At 52.9% G+C, this 16,093-nt stretch carries 16 protein-coding genes; 15 read left to right on the forward strand and 1 reads right to left on the reverse strand.

Features of this window, described 5'->3' with window-relative positions; genetic code table 11:
* Positions 1–173: 173 nt before the first annotated feature.
* Positions 174–887, reverse strand: coding sequence for a DUF2461 domain-containing protein (locus EOJ37_RS12795; RefSeq protein WP_127960295.1), 714 nt, complete (start codon positions 885–887; stop codon positions 174–176).
* A gap of 503 nt (positions 888–1,390) precedes the next feature.
* Here EOJ37_RS12795 and EOJ37_RS12800 point away from each other — a divergent pair.
* The 15 genes from EOJ37_RS12800 (at position 1,391) to EOJ37_RS12870 (ending at position 15,760) form a co-directional block, all read left to right on the forward strand.
* Positions 1,391–1,777: a VOC family protein gene (locus EOJ37_RS12800; RefSeq protein ID WP_127960296.1), complete on the forward strand. Its 387-nt coding sequence runs from the start codon at positions 1,391–1,393 to the stop codon at positions 1,775–1,777.
* 113 nt (positions 1,778–1,890) lie between these two features.
* Positions 1,891–2,673 (forward strand): SDR family NAD(P)-dependent oxidoreductase, encoded by a 783-nt coding sequence (locus tag EOJ37_RS12805; protein WP_127960297.1) that lies wholly within the window; start codon positions 1,891–1,893, stop codon positions 2,671–2,673.
* A gap of 47 nt (positions 2,674–2,720) precedes the next feature.
* Positions 2,721–3,179, forward strand: a complete 459-nt coding sequence (locus EOJ37_RS12810) for a PhzA/PhzB family protein (protein ID WP_127960298.1) — start codon at positions 2,721–2,723, stop codon at positions 3,177–3,179.
* Positions 3,180–3,257: 78 nt separating this feature from the next.
* A complete protein-coding gene (locus EOJ37_RS12815; RefSeq protein WP_127960299.1) occupies positions 3,258–3,878 on the forward strand; it encodes an isochorismatase family protein in 621 nt (206 codons plus the stop codon).
* Complete coding sequence (locus EOJ37_RS12820; protein WP_127960300.1) at positions 3,875–5,740, forward strand: anthranilate synthase family protein; 1,866 nt, start codon at positions 3,875–3,877, stop codon at positions 5,738–5,740. Before EOJ37_RS12815 ends, EOJ37_RS12820 begins: the two co-directional genes overlap by 4 nt.
* Complete coding sequence (locus EOJ37_RS12825) at positions 5,737–6,090, forward strand: hypothetical protein (RefSeq protein ID WP_127960301.1); 354 nt, start codon at positions 5,737–5,739, stop codon at positions 6,088–6,090. The genes EOJ37_RS12820 and EOJ37_RS12825 overlap by 4 nt, the downstream gene beginning before the upstream one ends.
* A complete protein-coding gene (locus EOJ37_RS12830; protein WP_127960302.1) occupies positions 6,069–6,914 on the forward strand; it encodes a PhzF family phenazine biosynthesis protein in 846 nt (281 codons plus the stop codon). Before EOJ37_RS12825 ends, EOJ37_RS12830 begins: the two co-directional genes overlap by 22 nt.
* Positions 6,915–6,927: 13 nt before the next feature.
* Entirely contained in the window at positions 6,928–7,563 is a 636-nt protein-coding gene (locus EOJ37_RS12835) for a pyridoxal 5'-phosphate synthase (RefSeq protein WP_127960303.1), read from the forward strand.
* Between the two features lie 15 nt (positions 7,564–7,578).
* The gene (locus tag EOJ37_RS12840) at positions 7,579–8,637 is read left to right on the forward strand and encodes an acyl-CoA synthetase family protein (RefSeq protein ID WP_240651717.1); all 1,059 of its coding nucleotides are present in this window, start codon (positions 7,579–7,581) and stop codon (positions 8,635–8,637) included.
* A 2-nt stretch (positions 8,638–8,639) separates the two neighbouring features.
* Positions 8,640–10,010 carry an aldehyde dehydrogenase family protein gene (locus EOJ37_RS12845; protein ID WP_240651718.1) on the forward strand — a complete coding sequence of 457 codons (1,371 nt, stop codon included), beginning with the start codon at positions 8,640–8,642 and terminating at the stop codon, positions 10,008–10,010.
* Entirely contained in the window at positions 10,004–10,939 is a 936-nt protein-coding gene (locus EOJ37_RS12850; RefSeq protein WP_127960305.1) for a hypothetical protein, read from the forward strand. Before EOJ37_RS12845 ends, EOJ37_RS12850 begins: the two co-directional genes overlap by 7 nt.
* A 44-nt stretch (positions 10,940–10,983) precedes the next feature.
* On the forward strand, positions 10,984–12,753 hold the full coding sequence (locus EOJ37_RS12855) for a non-ribosomal peptide synthetase (protein ID WP_162473703.1): 1,770 nt from the start codon (positions 10,984–10,986) through the stop codon (positions 12,751–12,753).
* Positions 12,754–12,822: 69 nt separating this feature from the next.
* Complete coding sequence (locus tag EOJ37_RS12860; RefSeq protein ID WP_127960307.1) at positions 12,823–13,281, forward strand: PNPOx family protein; 459 nt, start codon at positions 12,823–12,825, stop codon at positions 13,279–13,281.
* A complete protein-coding gene (locus EOJ37_RS12865; RefSeq protein WP_127960308.1) occupies positions 13,278–14,690 on the forward strand; it encodes an FAD-dependent oxidoreductase in 1,413 nt (470 codons plus the stop codon). Before EOJ37_RS12860 ends, EOJ37_RS12865 begins: the two co-directional genes overlap by 4 nt.
* A gap of 29 nt (positions 14,691–14,719) precedes the next feature.
* Positions 14,720–15,760 carry a 3-deoxy-7-phosphoheptulonate synthase gene (locus tag EOJ37_RS12870; RefSeq protein WP_127960309.1) on the forward strand — a complete coding sequence of 347 codons (1,041 nt, stop codon included), beginning with the start codon at positions 14,720–14,722 and terminating at the stop codon, positions 15,758–15,760.
* Positions 15,761–16,093 lie beyond the last annotated feature (333 nt).

Below are 16,093 nucleotides of genomic sequence, written 5' to 3' on the forward strand. Positions count from 1 at the left end.
TGAAAAATGTTGAATAAATGCATCAAGGTACATGATTGTCTCCCCAAAGAGAGTATAAGATCATGCTCTACAATTTACGTCAATACTGCCATTGCGTTGGTTAAAAAACATTCGTGATCTTGCCCTGGCGTTAGCCCTGCCTGAAGCGCTTATTTTAAGACACAGAAACTGCATTATGTTAGTGTATTTCCACTTCGAGACTTTTCATCTTCAACACGAATCAGGAAGATATAAAGTGGCGCTAACTGGGTAAAAGCGTCTGCAAGCGTATTCACTAACTGTGGCTTGAAGAGCTCTCCAATGTTATGGTTTTCTTTCATTACCGAGAAAGATTTTCGGTTATACCAGGTAGCGATCTCTTCGGGTTGATCGGGCTGCAAGGGGTTCTTGTACGTTTCGCCTGCCAATTCAAACATCGGTAAAAGATGCTCCGTGGCGTTCATGAATTCATTTTCGCGGCGGAGGATATTTTCTCGAACGCGGTCCATTGTAGCCCGTGTCGCAGCGTAATAGCCCAAACCGTAATAAAAAGCATCAGGCCTGATTTCAAAGAAATAAACCGGAGAATCAATCCAATGCTTTTTATCGCGTTTAAACGTCAGCCACATTCGGTCGCGAAAGAGGGACTTATCTTTGGAAAAGCGCGTATCCCGATAAATGCGGGATAGGGTCTTACCTATTGTGGGACTGACTTCAATGTGAGGATCGATGCTTTGCATTGTCGGTGTGAGTGATTCAACAAGATGTTGAAAAGGCTCCAGCAAATACGTTTTATATGCAGGCTTGTTGCTATCATACCACTCTTTATTGTTTTGCCGTTTAACTTCGCTTAAAAAGGCGATGCTTTCTCTGCTGAACTGACCGTGTGGCGCTGCTATACCGTCCATTATTGCCTCCTTTTTTACCGTTTACTGTAAAGTATATCTAATTACATTATCATTGTTGATTTATGTCAATAAAAAAATTGCCATTAGGCGGTTTATTGATCTATGTCAGTAACAGGCGATCTTTATGTAGTATATATACATTTATTAATACATAAAGCATTCTGTTTGTAATTGGTTTTTGCTGGTTATTATAAAGTACTATCCATAGGGAAGGAGTTACGATGAGTGGACATCTTATTAATCACCATGGAAATATATTCATACTTGACGTTCTCACTAGCGCTGTCTATTATTTTTCTTACGGGGAATGCCTTACTGGTGGGAATAGAGAAACTTCTCTTTGTTCTCTGCGGTTTTTCAGGGTTTATCTCATCTACCTCTGCTTTTTTCTCATTCCTATTCTTTTCTTGTGGCGATTAATGTCATATTTAATCATTTCCATTCGAAATGCATCGAGCACTATTGAATCAATCTGATTTTAAGCCTTTTATAGGAGAAATAATATGTTCAAGCCTAATAGTGTGATTTTGTACGTTGACGACGTAGAAGTCAGCACCGCGTTTTACAAAGCTATTTTTGGAGAGGGTCCGATCGAGGCCTTTCCCGGTTTTTCCGTATTCTCGTTAAAAGATGGTTTTATTTTAGGGCTGCAAACCAAGCATGATATCGAGCCGAAACCTCAACCGGCATTCGGTGGATTTGAGCTGTGCTTGAGCGATATCTCGATCGAAGAAGTCGACGCCATTTACCGCGACTTTGAGGCGCGCAATGTTCCAATGGCACTGTTGCCGAGCAGGCTGGAGTTTGGCTACACCTTTGTGGCGCTAGATCCGGACGGGCACCGCATCCGCCTGTGCGCGACGGACACCAGCGGAATCGAGAAGCTGTAATCGGCTTGGTCGATGTTGTCTTTACCGACAGGAGGCATTAGCAATACACCGCTTTGCTTTAGGGAGAGATGCACATCGGCCTTGAGTTTGTCATAGCGCGTAAGGAGAGGCACGTGAAAAAAATATGGTTGATTACCGGTGCGGCTCGCGGCTTTGGCCGCGTCTGGATGGAGGCAGCGCTAAAAAGGGGAGATGGCATTATCGCTACGGTGCGTGAGCCGGAGAAATTGACCGATCTGGTCGCTGAGTATGGCGAGAGCCTCTTGCCTGTGAAGATGGATGTATGCGATCGCGCCGCCGTGGTCGCTGCGGTGGAAACCGGTTTTCACGCCTTCGGACGCATCGACGTTGTGGTGAATAATGCCGGTTACGGTCTATTTTGCCCGTTGGAAGACGTGCCGGAAAAGGAAGCCAGGCAGATTGTCGAAACCAATCTGTTAGGGTCTCTGTGGGTTATTCAGGCGGTGTTGCCGTATTTAAGGCGGCAAGGGTATGGGCACATGATTCAGATCTCCAGCATTGCCGGTTTGCTGGCATTGCCCGGCATGGCGATGTACAACGCCACAAAATGGGCAGTGGAAGGCATGGTCGAAACGTTGGCTCAGGAGGTCAAGGCGTTTGGAATCAATGTTACGCTGGTGGAACCTGGCCCCCACCTTACCGATTGGATTGGCAGCTCGGCTGTGCGCCCTGAACGCGGGAAGGCCTATCCCTCTCATGAGCAGATGATGCAGCAGAGTTGGCCGCGTTTGCCATTGGCAGCTCCTGATGCCGCTGTAGCGCCGATGATGACGTTGGTGGATTCGGATACACCACCGTTGCGGCTGCTATTGGGGGAGTCGTTAAATGCCTTGGTCATTCAGGATGGGCAACAACGCCTAGCTGGCATCGCATAATCAAATATGCATGCTATCTCATTTTATATGGAATTTAAGGAGCAGTAATGATGGAAAGTAATGTTCGCTCGAGCAATCGCAATATTGTCGAACAGTATATGAATACTTACGGGCAAGCCCGTTTATCTAGGCACGAACTGTTTGACGAGGAGGGGTGCGGAGGACTTTGGACTACGGATAACGGCGAACCGGTCGTTATTAAAAGCAAAAAGCAGTTGGCTAAACATGCGGTATGGTCGTTAGCCTGCTTCCCCGATTGGCGCTGGTACAACGTACAGATTTTCGATACGCAGGATCCGGATATTTTTTGGGTTGAATGTGATGGTAAAGGAGAAATTAATTTTAAGGGCTACCCCAAAGGGTTTTATCAGAATCACTTTATTCATTACTTTCAGTTTAAAAATGGGAAAATAATCCTTCAACGTGAATTTATGAATCCTTGTCAGCAATTCCGCGCACTAGGTATCGATGTGCCGGAAATAATCAGAGAAGGGATTCCGACCTAATATCCTTTTTCATTGATTCATCTTTATCTCGTTTTTATATGATTCCTTTTTATGTCCTGATAAAACTGGGGATATGATATGGCTATACCTGATATTGGAGACTATGATCTCAGCTCGCTGGCATCGTCAATACCAAATAAAGTGGACTGGCGTTTGACTCCTGCTAGGAGTTTGCTTTTAGTTCATGACATGCAAAATTTCTTCCTTAACCCGTTTCCTGAGTCATTACGCAAGACCCTGTTGGCGAATTGCTCGCAATTGTTAGCTTGGGCGAGGAAACATGCCGTCCCTGTGGTTTACACTGGACAGAAAGGCAGCATGAGTGCCAAAGAACGCGGATTGCTTTATGATTTTTGGGGGGCAGGAATGGATGCCAATCCGTTGCACACGGCAATCACACCGTTATTATCGCCTCAACCGGGAGAGCAGGTATTGAAAAAATGGCGATATAGCGCGTTCTTCTCTTCTGAACTCGCTAATATATTTTCTGACCAGCAACGAGATCAAATAATTATATGTGGAGTCTATGCGCAAATTGGTATTTTAACCACAGCCCTAGATGCTTATTCCAGAGATATTGAGGTCTTTTTGGTTAGGGACGCGATAGCTGATTTTTCACTGGCAGCCCACCAACGCATGCTGACTTACGCCGCGTCATGTTGTGCGTCGATATTGTCGGTGGACGAGGTGATTGCATGAATACAGAGTCGGCAATTACCTCTTTGCTGCGGTATGGCAGCAACCATGAATCGTTTGCGTTGTTATTCAGATGCGGGCGTGGCGCAGTTCCCGAAATCGAAGTGATCACGGGGGAAGAACGGCATCTGACCAGTTTGCAAGAGTTGGCGGATTTACCGACGAATGCTGACAGCGGTGATGAACGGCAAACGCTGTTGGTCGCGCCTTATCGGCAGATTGCTGAACGGGGCTATGCCGTTAATGACGACGGTAAACCGCTCATTGCGTTCGTCAATGCGCGCAGCCATAAAGTGCCGCTCCATGAGGCTCTGGCCCTGCTGCCCGACTCGCCGTTGAAGGTGAACAACGCCGCGTTCGAGCCTTCCGATGATGAGTATACACATACGGTCGCTCAAGTCATTCAACGGGAGATAGGCACCGGCCAAGGGGCTAATTTCGTTATCCGCCGCTCCTTTACCGCCGCCTTCGCAGATTATGGTTGCGAAACGGGATTAACCCTCTTTAAAAACCTGCTGCTGCAAGAAAGCGGTGCTTACTGGACCTTTTTCATTCAGTGCCGAGATGTCACCTTGATAGGCGCATCGCCGGAACGGCATATCACTCTGCAGCAACAGAAGGTCTCCATGACGCCGATCAGCGGTACTTATCGCTATCCCGCCACCGGGCCAACCCGTGAAGGGCTGATCGACTTCTTATCCAATGAGAAGGAGAAGGATGAGCTATCGATGGTGCTGGATGAAGAGCTGAAGATGATGACCCGCATCTGCGACACCGATGTCAAAACGTTTGGTCCCTTCTTAACACCGATGTCGCGCTTGGCGCATACCGGCTATCGGCTCGAGGGGCATTCATCGTTGCCGATGCCGGAGATTTTGCGATCTTCCATGTTTGCACCGACAGTCACCGGCAGCCCGTTGGAAAATGCGACGCGTGTTATCGCCAAATATGAGTCATCTGGGCGAGGCTACTACAGTGGTTTTGCCGCCTTGCTGGGCTCTGAGGGCGGTGAGCCGACGATTGATTCGGTGATCCTGATCAGGACGAGTGAAATTGATTCGACAGGCGCGCTGACCATAGGATTGGGAGCGACGTTAGTTCGAACCTCGGATCCTGCTACCGAGGCGGCGGAAACGCGGGCGAAGGCCGCTGCCTTACAGTGCGCTCTGGGGTTGAATGGCGAGTCGACATCCATTTTTCAGGATGAACAGGTCACCATCGCGCTGCAAAAGCACAACCATCGTCTGGCCGCCTTTTGGCGTGATGCTGCCGGTGCGAATGCGAGGCGCTGCCAGGGCGAGGTGTTGCTAATTGATAACGAAGATGCCTTCACCTCGATGATGGAGTACCAGCTACGCGCGATGGGATTCAACGTCCGGCTCGCGCATTACGCTTCCCCTCCTCAATCTAATCCGCATGAGCTGATAGTCATCGGCCCTGGGCCGGGCGATCCGCGCGATTTGAATGACAAGCGAGTGATCCGCAGCCGCAAGCTGATTCAGACAGCCATGCAACAAGGTCAACCCTTTATCGCGATCTGTTTCGGCCATCAGATCCTGTGTGCCGCCCTGGGATATCCGATAGTCGCGCTGGCGTCGCCCAATCAGGGGATACAAAAAGAGATCGCCTTCTTTGACAAAGTCGAACGCGTGGGTTTTTACAACACGTTCATCGGGCTGGCGGACAGCAACGCGTTGGTCAGCGAGTATGGCGAGATTCGCGTTGCACGGGATGAAGCGACCGGCCAAATTTATGGTCTGCGCGGACCACACTTCTCGTCCATGCAGTTTCATCCCGAGTCGGTGCTGACCATCGATGGGCCGCGAATCCTTTATGAATCAATTCAACAGATGGTGACTTCATGATCATGGAATATGTGTGGTGGGAGCTAGCACCAGGTGAGCCGGATATCGGGCAACTGCAGGCGCAACTTGAGCAGGTCGATCTGGCTGCCTGGCAGCGAATAGACGCGCTGCTGGCCAAATACTGGATTATGAGTGAGGCGCCGCCGCGCTGGGGGGCCGCGATGGTGTGGCGTGATGAGAAACCTGATCTCATGACATTGCCGCTGAATGCGGCCGCTGAGGCGATCGGCCGGCTGCCGGATGTTCGGCTGCGGTTCACCGTTGCCGCATCTTGCCTGAATGAGTCAATTATCACTCCCTTGGCGTCTTTGTTTAATCAGGAGGAAACATGCACCACTATGTCATCGTAAACGCGTTCAGCGATCGCGTGCTGGCCGGCAACCCAGTCGCCGTATTTTTTGACTGTGACGATCTTGAGCCGGAAACCATGCAGCGTATAGCGGCGGAAATGCGGCTCTCGGAGTCCACGTTCGTGTCGCGCCCTCGTCATGGTGGAGATGCGTATGTCCGCATTTTTACACCGGTAAATGAACTGGGGTTCGCCGGCCACCCACTGCTGGGCACGGCGCTGGCACTGTCTCTTCGGTTACAAAAAACCACTCTAAATATCGAAACTGCGAAGGGTGTTTTCCCTTTCACGCTGGAAGATGCCAAATTGCGCAGCGATTGCCCGGTTGCCCATGTCGATATGCTCCAGCCATCCCCGATAATCCAACCTTATGTGCAAGCTGAAACGTTGCTGCTCGCACTGGGGGTGACGCACAGCACTTTGCCGATTGAACAGTACGACGTCGGGCCGCGTCACGTCTTTGTCGGCGTCGCTGACATGCCGACGCTAGCTTCGCTCAATCCCGATCAGCGCGCGTTGGCGCAGCATGAAAACATGGCCGCGCTCTGTTTCTGCCATGACGGCGATCACTGGCGCCTGCGCATGTTCTCACCGGCCTACGGCGTAGTAGAAGATGCGGCGACTGGCTCGGCCGCCGGTCCTTTGGCGCTGCATCTGGCGCGGCATGGGTGGAGCGACTATGGCCAGTCGTTGGAAATCTGGCAGGGGGTGGAAATAGGGCACCCGTCAAAAATGTACGGCATGGCGCAAAGGGATGAAGGGGCGTACCGGTTGTATGCCGGGGGGCACGCCATCCAAGTAGCGCAGGGCATCTACGCGATTTGAAGGAGAAGGGAAAATGGGAAGCAGTGCGTTTGAAAGTGTTAGCGGCAAGGTGGATACGGACTTTTTGCCTTTCCATGCGCGACTTAACCAACCGATTGAGCTCGCCTGCGCTTGGGTGCGGGAAGCGATACGTGAACAGGTCAGAGAACCGCGTGCAATGGTACTGACGACCGCCAATGCGCAGGGAGAAATGAGTTCCCGCGTTATGGCGATCCTCGATTTCACCGAGATCGGCATTTTGTTTGCCACCCACAGTTGTAGCCGCAAGATTCAGGATATCGATAGCCATCCCCACGCTTGCGCTCATTTCTACTGGAAAGAATTGGGGCGACAGCTTTCAGTCAGCGGCAGTGTGGTCAAGCTGCCGCAGGCCACGGCCAAGGCTGTTTGGGAAAAACGACCGGTTCCGTTGCATGCAATGTCGACAGTCTCTCACCAAAGTGAACCACTGTTAGACAGCGAGGCACTGCGCCGGGCGGCCGAGGCCCTTGAGGGCGCGGGGTCATTGCCTTGTCCCGACCGTTTCGCCGTCTACCAACTGGTACCGCAAACAGTGGAGTTTTGGGCCGCCAGTTCGGATCGCCTACACCGGCGCCTGAGAGCCGAGTATCACCGGAACGAATGGCGGAGCGCCTGGCTACAGCCGTAACCATGGGAAAATATGATGAATTTACCTGACTTTACTTCCCACCTAACGGGAATGATGAAATGGCATTTTTCACCGCAAACCGGCACGCCGTTCTGGTTGGATATGCGCCAATCGCTCGATTTTGATCCGCTGCACGAGGTTAACACCTTTGCTGACTTGGCACGTTTCCCCGATGTCTCCGATCGTCTGCGCGACGTTCCGATAGAAGCGCTGATCCCGCGTGGCTTGCATGACTCGGCGCTGGCGGGCGTATTTGAAAGCGGCGGTACTACCGGTAAGCCGAAACGCATCGTGGTGTTTGAACAGTGGCTGGATGAGTTGGTGAGCTGGCGTTTATCCGGTCAACGGCTCGGCGCCGATGAACAACCTGGCAATACGCTGGCGCTGGTTCCGACCGGTCCGCATATCGTCGGCGCGATAAACGCTCGTCGCGCGAGGGCTAAAGGCGGGTTGTGCTTTACCGTCGATCTGGATCCGCGTTGGGTCAAAAAGTGTATTCAGCACAATGATATGGCTGGAATGCAAGCCTATGCCGCGCATATCGTCGAACAGGCAGAGGATATTCTGTACACACAGTCTATCCAGTACCTGATCGCCACACCGCCGATTCTGGAGCGAATGGCGCGGCGTCCGGCGCTGGTGGCGCATATGAACCGGACGCTGAAGGAAATCACCTGGGGCGGTACCCAAATGGATCCCGATACCCAAGCGTTCCTGCAAACAGAGGTATTTCCGGCGGTGCCGATCAACGCCAGCTATGGCAGCACGATGATCCTGGGGGAAGCCAAGGCGCGTTGCCCGGCGGGTACCAGCGACTCGGTGATTTTCGACAGTTTTGCCCCCTATATCCTGCTGGAGGTGGTCGATCTGCAAACTCTGCAACCCGTGCAGTTTGGTGAGTGCGGGCAAGTGATCATGCATCATCTCAGTCGTTACGCTTTCTTCCCCAATATCCTGGAGCGTGACACTGCGGTGCGCCGACCGCGCAACGACGATTTCCCTGGCGCATCAGTCAGTGATGTCGGCCCGTTGGCGGCTATTGACGGGCGCACGGTCATCGAGGGGGTTTATTAATCATGAACTCTCCTCTTGATTCTGCAGCTGTGGGGCGGATTGAGGCCGTAGCGCTGGGGCGTGAGTATGTGACTCGACGGTGTATCGCGATCCACGATTTGCTCGGCGCTCCGGTAGCGGAAATGGCGGTCGCTCCACCGGTTTACATCCATAGCACCATCGGCATGATGAGAGCTGCCCCCGTGCTTTCCTTGACGGAAATTCATGCCGCGATGGCGCGCGCGGCAGATAGCTTCCAATATGAGGCGGTCGCGGGGCTGTCGCCCGAGGCGTATTGTCAACGGGTGCGCCGTACCACCGGCTTACCAGCTGCGGTGACGCAAAATGCATTGGCCGTGATCGCGGAGGCGTTGCGCGAGATGCCGCAGATTATTGAGGCGGGCAGACCGCAAGGCGCCTGCTGGTCGCGGTACGATGCGCAGGCGCAGGCCGGGTGCAGCTTATTCAGTCGCAAAGGCGATATTTTCGCCGTGCTGGCCGCTGGCAATGGGCCGGGCATTCATGCGCTGTGGCCGCAAGCGGTGGCGCTGGGTTACCGTGCGCTCGTCAGGCCTTCTACGCGCGAACCCTTCACGGCGCAACGCGTAGTCTGCGCGATGGTGCAAGCTGGTCTGGCGCATTATGTGGCGCTGATCCCCACAGACTATCACGGGGTGGACGAACTGGTGGAGTTGGCCGACCTGACGTTGGCGTACGGCGGTCAGGATATTGTGGATAAATACCGTCTCCATCCCCGGGTTCGCGTGCAGGGGCCGGGGCGCGCCAAGATTGTCGTCGGCGCCGACGCATGCCTAGATGAAGCGGCCGCGTTGGTGGCGAGGTCAATGACCGATCTTGGCGGCGCCGCCTGCGTGTCGGCTAGTGCGGTGTTGGTGGAGGGAGATACGCATGACTTTTGTCGGCGTTTAAGGCTGGCGTTGCAACAGCTGCCGCCGGAGACGTTGCCGCGCGCATCGCGGCACACGGTGGATTGGCTGAGCAGCGTGCTCGGCTCACCCGTTGCGGCTAACGCGACGCCGGAAGGCTACGTGCTGCATCCGCTGGTGACCGAAGTCACTGAACCTGACGATCCGCAGGTGCAACGCGAGTTGCCTTTCCCCTGCGTGACGGTCGCGCCATATCAGGCGATGCGCAGCGCACCAATGCTATCGGGCTCCCTGGCCGTAACGGTGTTTTCCCGACAGGCCCAGCTGCTGGTGCCGATTTTGGCTGACGCCAGCATCAGCAATATTTATGTCGGTGATATTCCTACTACCTGGATGGCTCACTCTGTGCCCCACGATGCCTATCTGAGTGATTTTCTGATGTGCAATCGGGGATTTCGCGTCGCGCCATCCTGGGCAGAAAGTAAAACTAAAGGAGAAACATGGTGACCGCTCCGTATGCACTGATTTTTGGACCTGCAGATGTTTCCCATATGATGAAAGACATGCAGCGTCTTTACGATATCCACCCTCAGGTTCGTGCTCGATTCGGGCAGGTTGCGCGCTCTGCCGGTATGGACGTCGCCACGATCTTGCGTAAGACGCCGCTGCTGGATGATGTTTCATGCATGCAGGTGGTTTCGCTGGGATTGCTCGCCGGAATGCTGGGCATCGCTGACGACATCATTGAACAATGCGGTGCGCCGAGCTGCGTAGGCGGCATCAGTCTTGGAGAGGTGGCCGCACTCTGCGTAGCGGGTGGGTTGACTCTGGATGATGCAACGGCGCTGATCGGCCTGCGGGTCGACATGCCTGAGGCCGAGGACGAAACGGTGGGATTTGTTATGGTGATGGAAGAAAGCGGTCGTACTTTCTTCCACCAACCGCCGGAAATGCGCATCGCTGTCGATTATGGCCCGATTCATCAAGGTGTTGGCTCGCTGTTGATGGTTGCTGGATTACGCCGGGCGCTGGAGGGGCGTGGACAGGAAGGTTCCGGTGTACTGGAGGTGCTGCCACCGACGCTGTGCAACTCGGCGTATCATACCCCTTATCGTCGGCGGATCGCCGATCAGGTAGACGCGTATTTGCAAGGGTGCGCGCTGCCTGTGCCGCGTTATCCGGTAGTGACCTGTTTGCCGGAAATCGGAGTGGTTAACGATCCTCAGGGAATCAGACAGATGTGCGTGCGCGGCGAAACGGAAACGCTGTCGGTGCCGGCGATGATCCGGCAGATGCAAAGCTTCGGTGTCGCGGACGTCATCTGCATCGGACCGTTTTTACGCAGCCTCAATATGGATTTCGGCGGCGTATCGGCCTCATTTCGCGACGAACAATGGGTCGACGATATCTCGTCGCCTCTCTCGGTGCTTGAATAGCGGCGCCAACACGTTTCTCAATGATTTGCCAACAGGAGATCCTCATGACGGACATGATGACAGGAAACTGCAGTGTGAATATTAGCGAAACCGGCAACGCTGCCGAGTTGATACTACGGTCAATCGTGCAGCATCCAGAGAAAACCGCACTAATCAACGGTGAAAGCCACATGGATTACACCGAATTCGAGCGACGCGTGGTTTCCGTGCAGCGACAACTAATGGAGGCCGGTGTTGGGTCGAATGACGTCGTCGGGTTACTGTTGCATCGCGATCAGTGGCTAATCCCGGCGATGGTCGCCACATTGGCTCTCGGGGCTGCCTTTGTCCCGTTAGATCGCGGCTATCCGTTGTCTAGGTTGGAACGTTATGTGGACGTTGCCAAACCGAAAGTGCTGCTCGCCCATCCGGACGAGAATGTTCTGGCACGGCGGTTGCACCAGAATGTGGCCTATCCCGAACTTGGCGCGACGGGGAAGGTAGTTTGCGTGGCAAGGCGGTACGATGACATTGCTTACATCCTGTTTACCAGCGGTTCAACCGGTCAACCCAAGGGCGTTAGCATCGGCCACCAGGCGCTGCGCAACTTCTTAATCGCCATTGCCGAGCGGTTGGAAGTGCGCTCATCCCATGTTTTTTTGGCACATACCACGGTGGCGTTCGATATTTCCATTCTTGAACTGCTCCTGCCACTGAGCGTTGGCGGGACGGTTCTGCTGGCGAACAATGATGAAGTGAGCGCCATCGAAGGAATTCTCCCGCTGATTGAGCAAAGCCATTTCGTTCAGGCGACTCCGAGCCTATGGAAAATATTGTGGGCAACCGGCTGGCGTCCCGATGCCTCCGTGACGCTGTTGGCCGGTGGGGAGGCACTGCCGTTGGTGTTGGCGAAAAAAATGAGCAAGGCCTGCGGCAAATTATGGAATCTGTATGGCCCTACGGAAGCAACAATCTGGACATCGTGTGAATGTGTTGAGTGGAACGCGGATTATATTTCCATCGGTAAACCGCTGGCGAATACTCAACTGCACGTGCTGAACGAAGCGCTTGAGCCATGCGAGCAGGGAGAGCTCTATATTTCCGGACACGGCCTGGCACAAGGCTATTATGGCAACCGCGAAGGCACGGAAAAAGTGTTTATCACTCACCCTCAAACCGGCATGAAGCTTTATCGTTCGGGAGATCGCGTTCACCTGCGCGAGCCGGGAAAAATCGAATGGCTGGGGCGTGGGGAAGGAGAAATTAAGATCCGCGGCAATCGCATCGGCGTGAGTGAGATCGAGCAAGAGCTGGAAAATATCCCCAGCATCGTGGGCGCGGTAGTCGCTGCCAGACCGTTTGAAGGACAGGGCGACGATATGCTCACCGCTTATATCGTCAGCCGGGCGTCATTGAGCAAAGCGTCGCTGGAAGCCAGTTTAGCGAATAAGCTACCCACTTATATGGTACCGGATCTGTTCGTGGTGCTGCCCGAGTTTCCTCTCCAGCCGAACGGCAAATTCGACAGAAAATCCCTGCCCGATCCCTCCTGGAACAACACGTTGCACCACTGTGCCGACAGCGCGTCGCCCGCGCAGAAGAGTGTCCAACAGCGAGCAATCGCGGAAACGGTCTGTCAGGTTTTTGCCACCACACTGGGTCACAAAGCGTTTGACGCCACATCAAGCTTTTTCGACCGCGGCGGCAATTCGGCGCTGGCTGTGATTTCGGCAGGTATCATCAGTGCGAAGTTGCAGCGCAAAATTCCGGTAGCACTGCTCTTCAGTGGTGAAAATCCCAATGCCATTGCGGAGCAAATATTGCAACACACCTGAGCGGCGGGTTGCAGTGAATATGATTAACGTATCCAGAGCATCATTCGCGGATCATGCTAAGGAGAGGACATGAATGACGAACAGCAATTATGTGAAATCTGCCAATTTATTAATCAGGAACGCGTATTAACGCTCAGTGTCGCTGCGGGAGGGACGGTGTGGTCAGCAAGTTGTTTTTATCAATTCCAAAAAGATCAGATGGTGTTGTATTTGATGAGTGATATCAATTCACGCCATTCGCAGTTAATGCTCAAGGCGCCAACTGTTTCCGGCACCATTATTTCATCGGCTCAATCAATGATGTCGATGAAAGGGATGCAATATCAGGCTCACATCACCCCGTTATCTGAGGAACGTGAGGCACAGGCGCGAAATTTCTATTGTGAACGTTATCCAATCAGCCGTGTTATGGCTTTGAAAATATGGCATCTGCAATTGATGGAAATAAAATTTACACAAAGACGCATGGGCGTGAAACGGTGTCTGCATTGGTTGCGGGCACCGAAGCGGGAGGCATTACCACAATGAAGAAAAAACATATCGCGATTATCGGTGGCGGCGCGGCGGGCACCGTAGCGGCTTGGCTGTTGCGCGACCAGCATCATGTGACTGTGTTTGAAGCAAACCAGTATATCGGCGGGCACGTTTACACATGCTCGGTTGACGCCGCTGAAAAAGGGCACATTCCCGTGGATATGGGGGTGGAATATTTTAACGAACGTGTTGCACCGAATGTATTTAATTTGCTGCGTTATTTAGGCATCGAAAATTATGTGGCGCCCTCGTCGTTCCACGCCCGTTTTCCCGGAGAAGCGCAATACTGGAGCAATGTTCACTACGATGGCCCCATGCGTCAGTCCATGCAAGATGAGTTTAGCCGCTTTCAACTGGGCATGTCGGAGGTGATGAGTTCCGGCGACGCGCGCTATAAAGCGATGTCGATCGCGGATTATCTGGTGGAAAACGGCTATTCGTCCTGTTTTATATATCAGGCGCTCTATCCCATGATCAGTATTTCTACCGGCTGCAATGCTGATTTGCACAGTTATCCGCTAATGTTTTTCGCGCTGTCGTTCAACGCCAATTTGGTGTCGTTCTTTGCCCCCGGCTATTGGCGTAAGGTAGACGGCGGCATGAATCGCTACCTGCAACGCCTGGCAGACACGTTAGGGGAGCGTTTACGGCTGAATACACCGGTACAGTGGGTAAAACCGCGTGGCAAAGGTGTTGTGTTGTGCCATGCGGGAAAAGAGGAGATGTTCGATGCAGCGATTTTCGCTACTTCTGCAGAGGTGACTCTGTCTCTGTTGGCCGAAGCGACGGTGCAGCAACGGGAGATCTTGTCCTATTTCACCTATCACAATATAGAAAGCGTGGCTCACCATGATACGCGTTATCTGGGGGAGGAGGCGGTGCCGCACTACTTCAATTTCCGCCAATTCACCGACTCACCTGCGGGAACGCCGGCCGGTAGCGTCACCCGCGTGATTAACGCGCTATCACCGTATCGACATCTCACCACGCCACTGTTTGTAACTCTCGATCCCAAAGCACCCATTGAGCCGAAAAAGCGGGTAGCAACCTGCCGCTGGCGCGTGGCTCAACAGCAGCCTGGCGATTTTTTGCATAAGACGCGTCTGAGGGAAATACAGGGCGGCGCAAACATGTGGTTTTGCGGCGTCGACACCAGTCTGGGGGGGCATGAAGGGGCAGTGGTGTCAGGCATGGTGATCGCCGATCGGCTGGGGGCACCTTATCCTTATAAGCATGATTTGCTGGCGTATATTCAATTCAAAGTAACCAAAGATATTATGGGGGTTAAAACGCGCGGTGAAGCGTTAAAAGACTGCCTGTCCGAGCTGCTATTCATTACCGCCAAAAAATGCGCTCTTCATAAAAGTCTTTCTTACAAGTTCATTAAAGATTTCATCGTATAAACATGTACACCAGTGCACTAGGGAATATTATGTACACAATAGATGAATTACGTATCGGCAGTTTAGTGACTCCCGATAAATTAGTGAGGCAATTACCGGCTTCCGCCGACATTATCGATAATGTCATTGCGGCACGTAAACGTATCAAACGCATTCTTTACGGGGAAGATAAAAGGCTGCTGGTCGTGATTGGCCCCTGTTCGATCCACGATCGGAGCGCAGCGCTGGACTATGCCGGGCTGCTAGCGAGCCAGCGCGAGCTTTATCAGGATCGGCTGGAAATCGTCATGCGCACCTATTTCGAAAAACCGCGTACAGTAGTGGGGTGGAAGGGATTAATCTACGATCCGGCGTTGGACGGCAGTTGCCAGGTGAGTCGAGGCCTTGAAATGGCGCGTCGGCTACTGCTGGATATCAATCAGCTTGGACTGCCTACTGCCACTGAATATTTGGATGTGGTGGTGGGGCGTTATATCGCCGACTTGATCAGCTGGGGGGCGATAGGTGCGCGAACAACAGAAAGCCAGGTACACCGGGAAATGGCTTCAGCGCTGTCTTGCCCAATAGGATTTAAAAATGGCACCGACGGCAATATCGCTATCGCTATTAACGCCATTCAGTCCGCCCGCAACAGTCATACGTTCTTCTCACAAGATCAGCATGGGCGGATGACGGTTTATCAGACTCGGGGCAACGCTTATGGGCATATCATTTTGCGCGGGGGGAAAAAACCGAATTACCATGCGGCGAATATTGCCGCCGCGTGCGGCAGGTTACACGCATGCAACCTGCCGGCGCATCTGATGATCGATTTCAGCCACGGCAACTGCCAGAAAATAGCACGCAACCAACTGACGGTTGCCACGGAGGTTTGCCGGCAAATTCGCGCGGGGTCGAGGGCTGTAGCAGGCATCATGGCGGAAAGTTTTCTGATAGAAGGCTCGCAGCCAGTCATTGCGGGGCAGGCCCTGAACTATGGGCAGTCAATTACCGATCCTTGTCTCAGTTGGAGGGACAGCGTGCCGTTGCTAGCTATGCTGGCGGAAGCCGTTGACTCGCGTTTCCCTTAGCGTAGTCATTTTTTTTAATAAGTTTAATAAAGGCAACCCTCATGTAACCATCGTTAAATCGTAATAGCATGGCGAACTCACATTGACGTGGATGGCTGATCCTGCATCACGCAGGATCGGTTAGTCAGTGAAGGTGTTTTCTGGGAAGGGAAGTAGTTCGTGCAGACGTTCTTCTGGCCAGTCAGGCAAGCGTGTCAGCACCGAATTGTTATTTCCCACACTCTCACCGAACGATTAAGGCTTTTTTTCCCAAATTACCGTCATAACAACCTAGCCCGTTATAACGGTAATTTGGCACAATGAATTTCTGTAGCTAAAAACTCTCCTCAAAAA

This window comes from Serratia microhaemolytica, from assembly GCF_004011885.1.
Lineage (GTDB): Bacteria > Pseudomonadota > Gammaproteobacteria > Enterobacterales > Enterobacteriaceae > Serratia_G > Serratia_G microhaemolytica.

Coding starts and splice junctions, on each gene's coding strand:
- EOJ37_RS12820 (WP_127960300.1), top strand. CDS start 3,875: ATGAATACAGAGTCGGCAATTACCTCTTTGCTGCGGTATGGCAGCAAC.
- EOJ37_RS12865 (WP_127960308.1), top strand. CDS start 13,278: ATGAAGAAAAAACATATCGCGATTATCGGTGGCGGCGCGGCGGGCACC.
- EOJ37_RS12825 (WP_127960301.1), top strand. CDS start 5,737: ATGATCATGGAATATGTGTGGTGGGAGCTAGCACCAGGTGAGCCGGAT.
- EOJ37_RS12850 (WP_127960305.1), top strand. CDS start 10,004: ATGGTGACCGCTCCGTATGCACTGATTTTTGGACCTGCAGATGTTTCC.
- EOJ37_RS12800 (WP_127960296.1), top strand. CDS start 1,391: ATGTTCAAGCCTAATAGTGTGATTTTGTACGTTGACGACGTAGAAGTC.
- EOJ37_RS12830 (WP_127960302.1), top strand. CDS start 6,069: ATGCACCACTATGTCATCGTAAACGCGTTCAGCGATCGCGTGCTGGCC.
- EOJ37_RS12835 (WP_127960303.1), top strand. CDS start 6,928: ATGGGAAGCAGTGCGTTTGAAAGTGTTAGCGGCAAGGTGGATACGGAC.
- EOJ37_RS12795 (WP_127960295.1), bottom strand. CDS start 887: ATGGACGGTATAGCAGCGCCACACGGTCAGTTCAGCAGAGAAAGCATC.
- EOJ37_RS12860 (WP_127960307.1), top strand. CDS start 12,823: ATGAATGACGAACAGCAATTATGTGAAATCTGCCAATTTATTAATCAG.
- EOJ37_RS12845 (WP_240651718.1), top strand. CDS start 8,640: ATGAACTCTCCTCTTGATTCTGCAGCTGTGGGGCGGATTGAGGCCGTA.
- EOJ37_RS12810 (WP_127960298.1), top strand. CDS start 2,721: ATGATGGAAAGTAATGTTCGCTCGAGCAATCGCAATATTGTCGAACAG.
- EOJ37_RS12815 (WP_127960299.1), top strand. CDS start 3,258: ATGGCTATACCTGATATTGGAGACTATGATCTCAGCTCGCTGGCATCG.
- EOJ37_RS12855 (WP_162473703.1), top strand. CDS start 10,984: ATGACGGACATGATGACAGGAAACTGCAGTGTGAATATTAGCGAAACC.
- EOJ37_RS12840 (WP_240651717.1), top strand. CDS start 7,579: ATGAATTTACCTGACTTTACTTCCCACCTAACGGGAATGATGAAATGG.
- EOJ37_RS12870 (WP_127960309.1), top strand. CDS start 14,720: ATGTACACAATAGATGAATTACGTATCGGCAGTTTAGTGACTCCCGAT.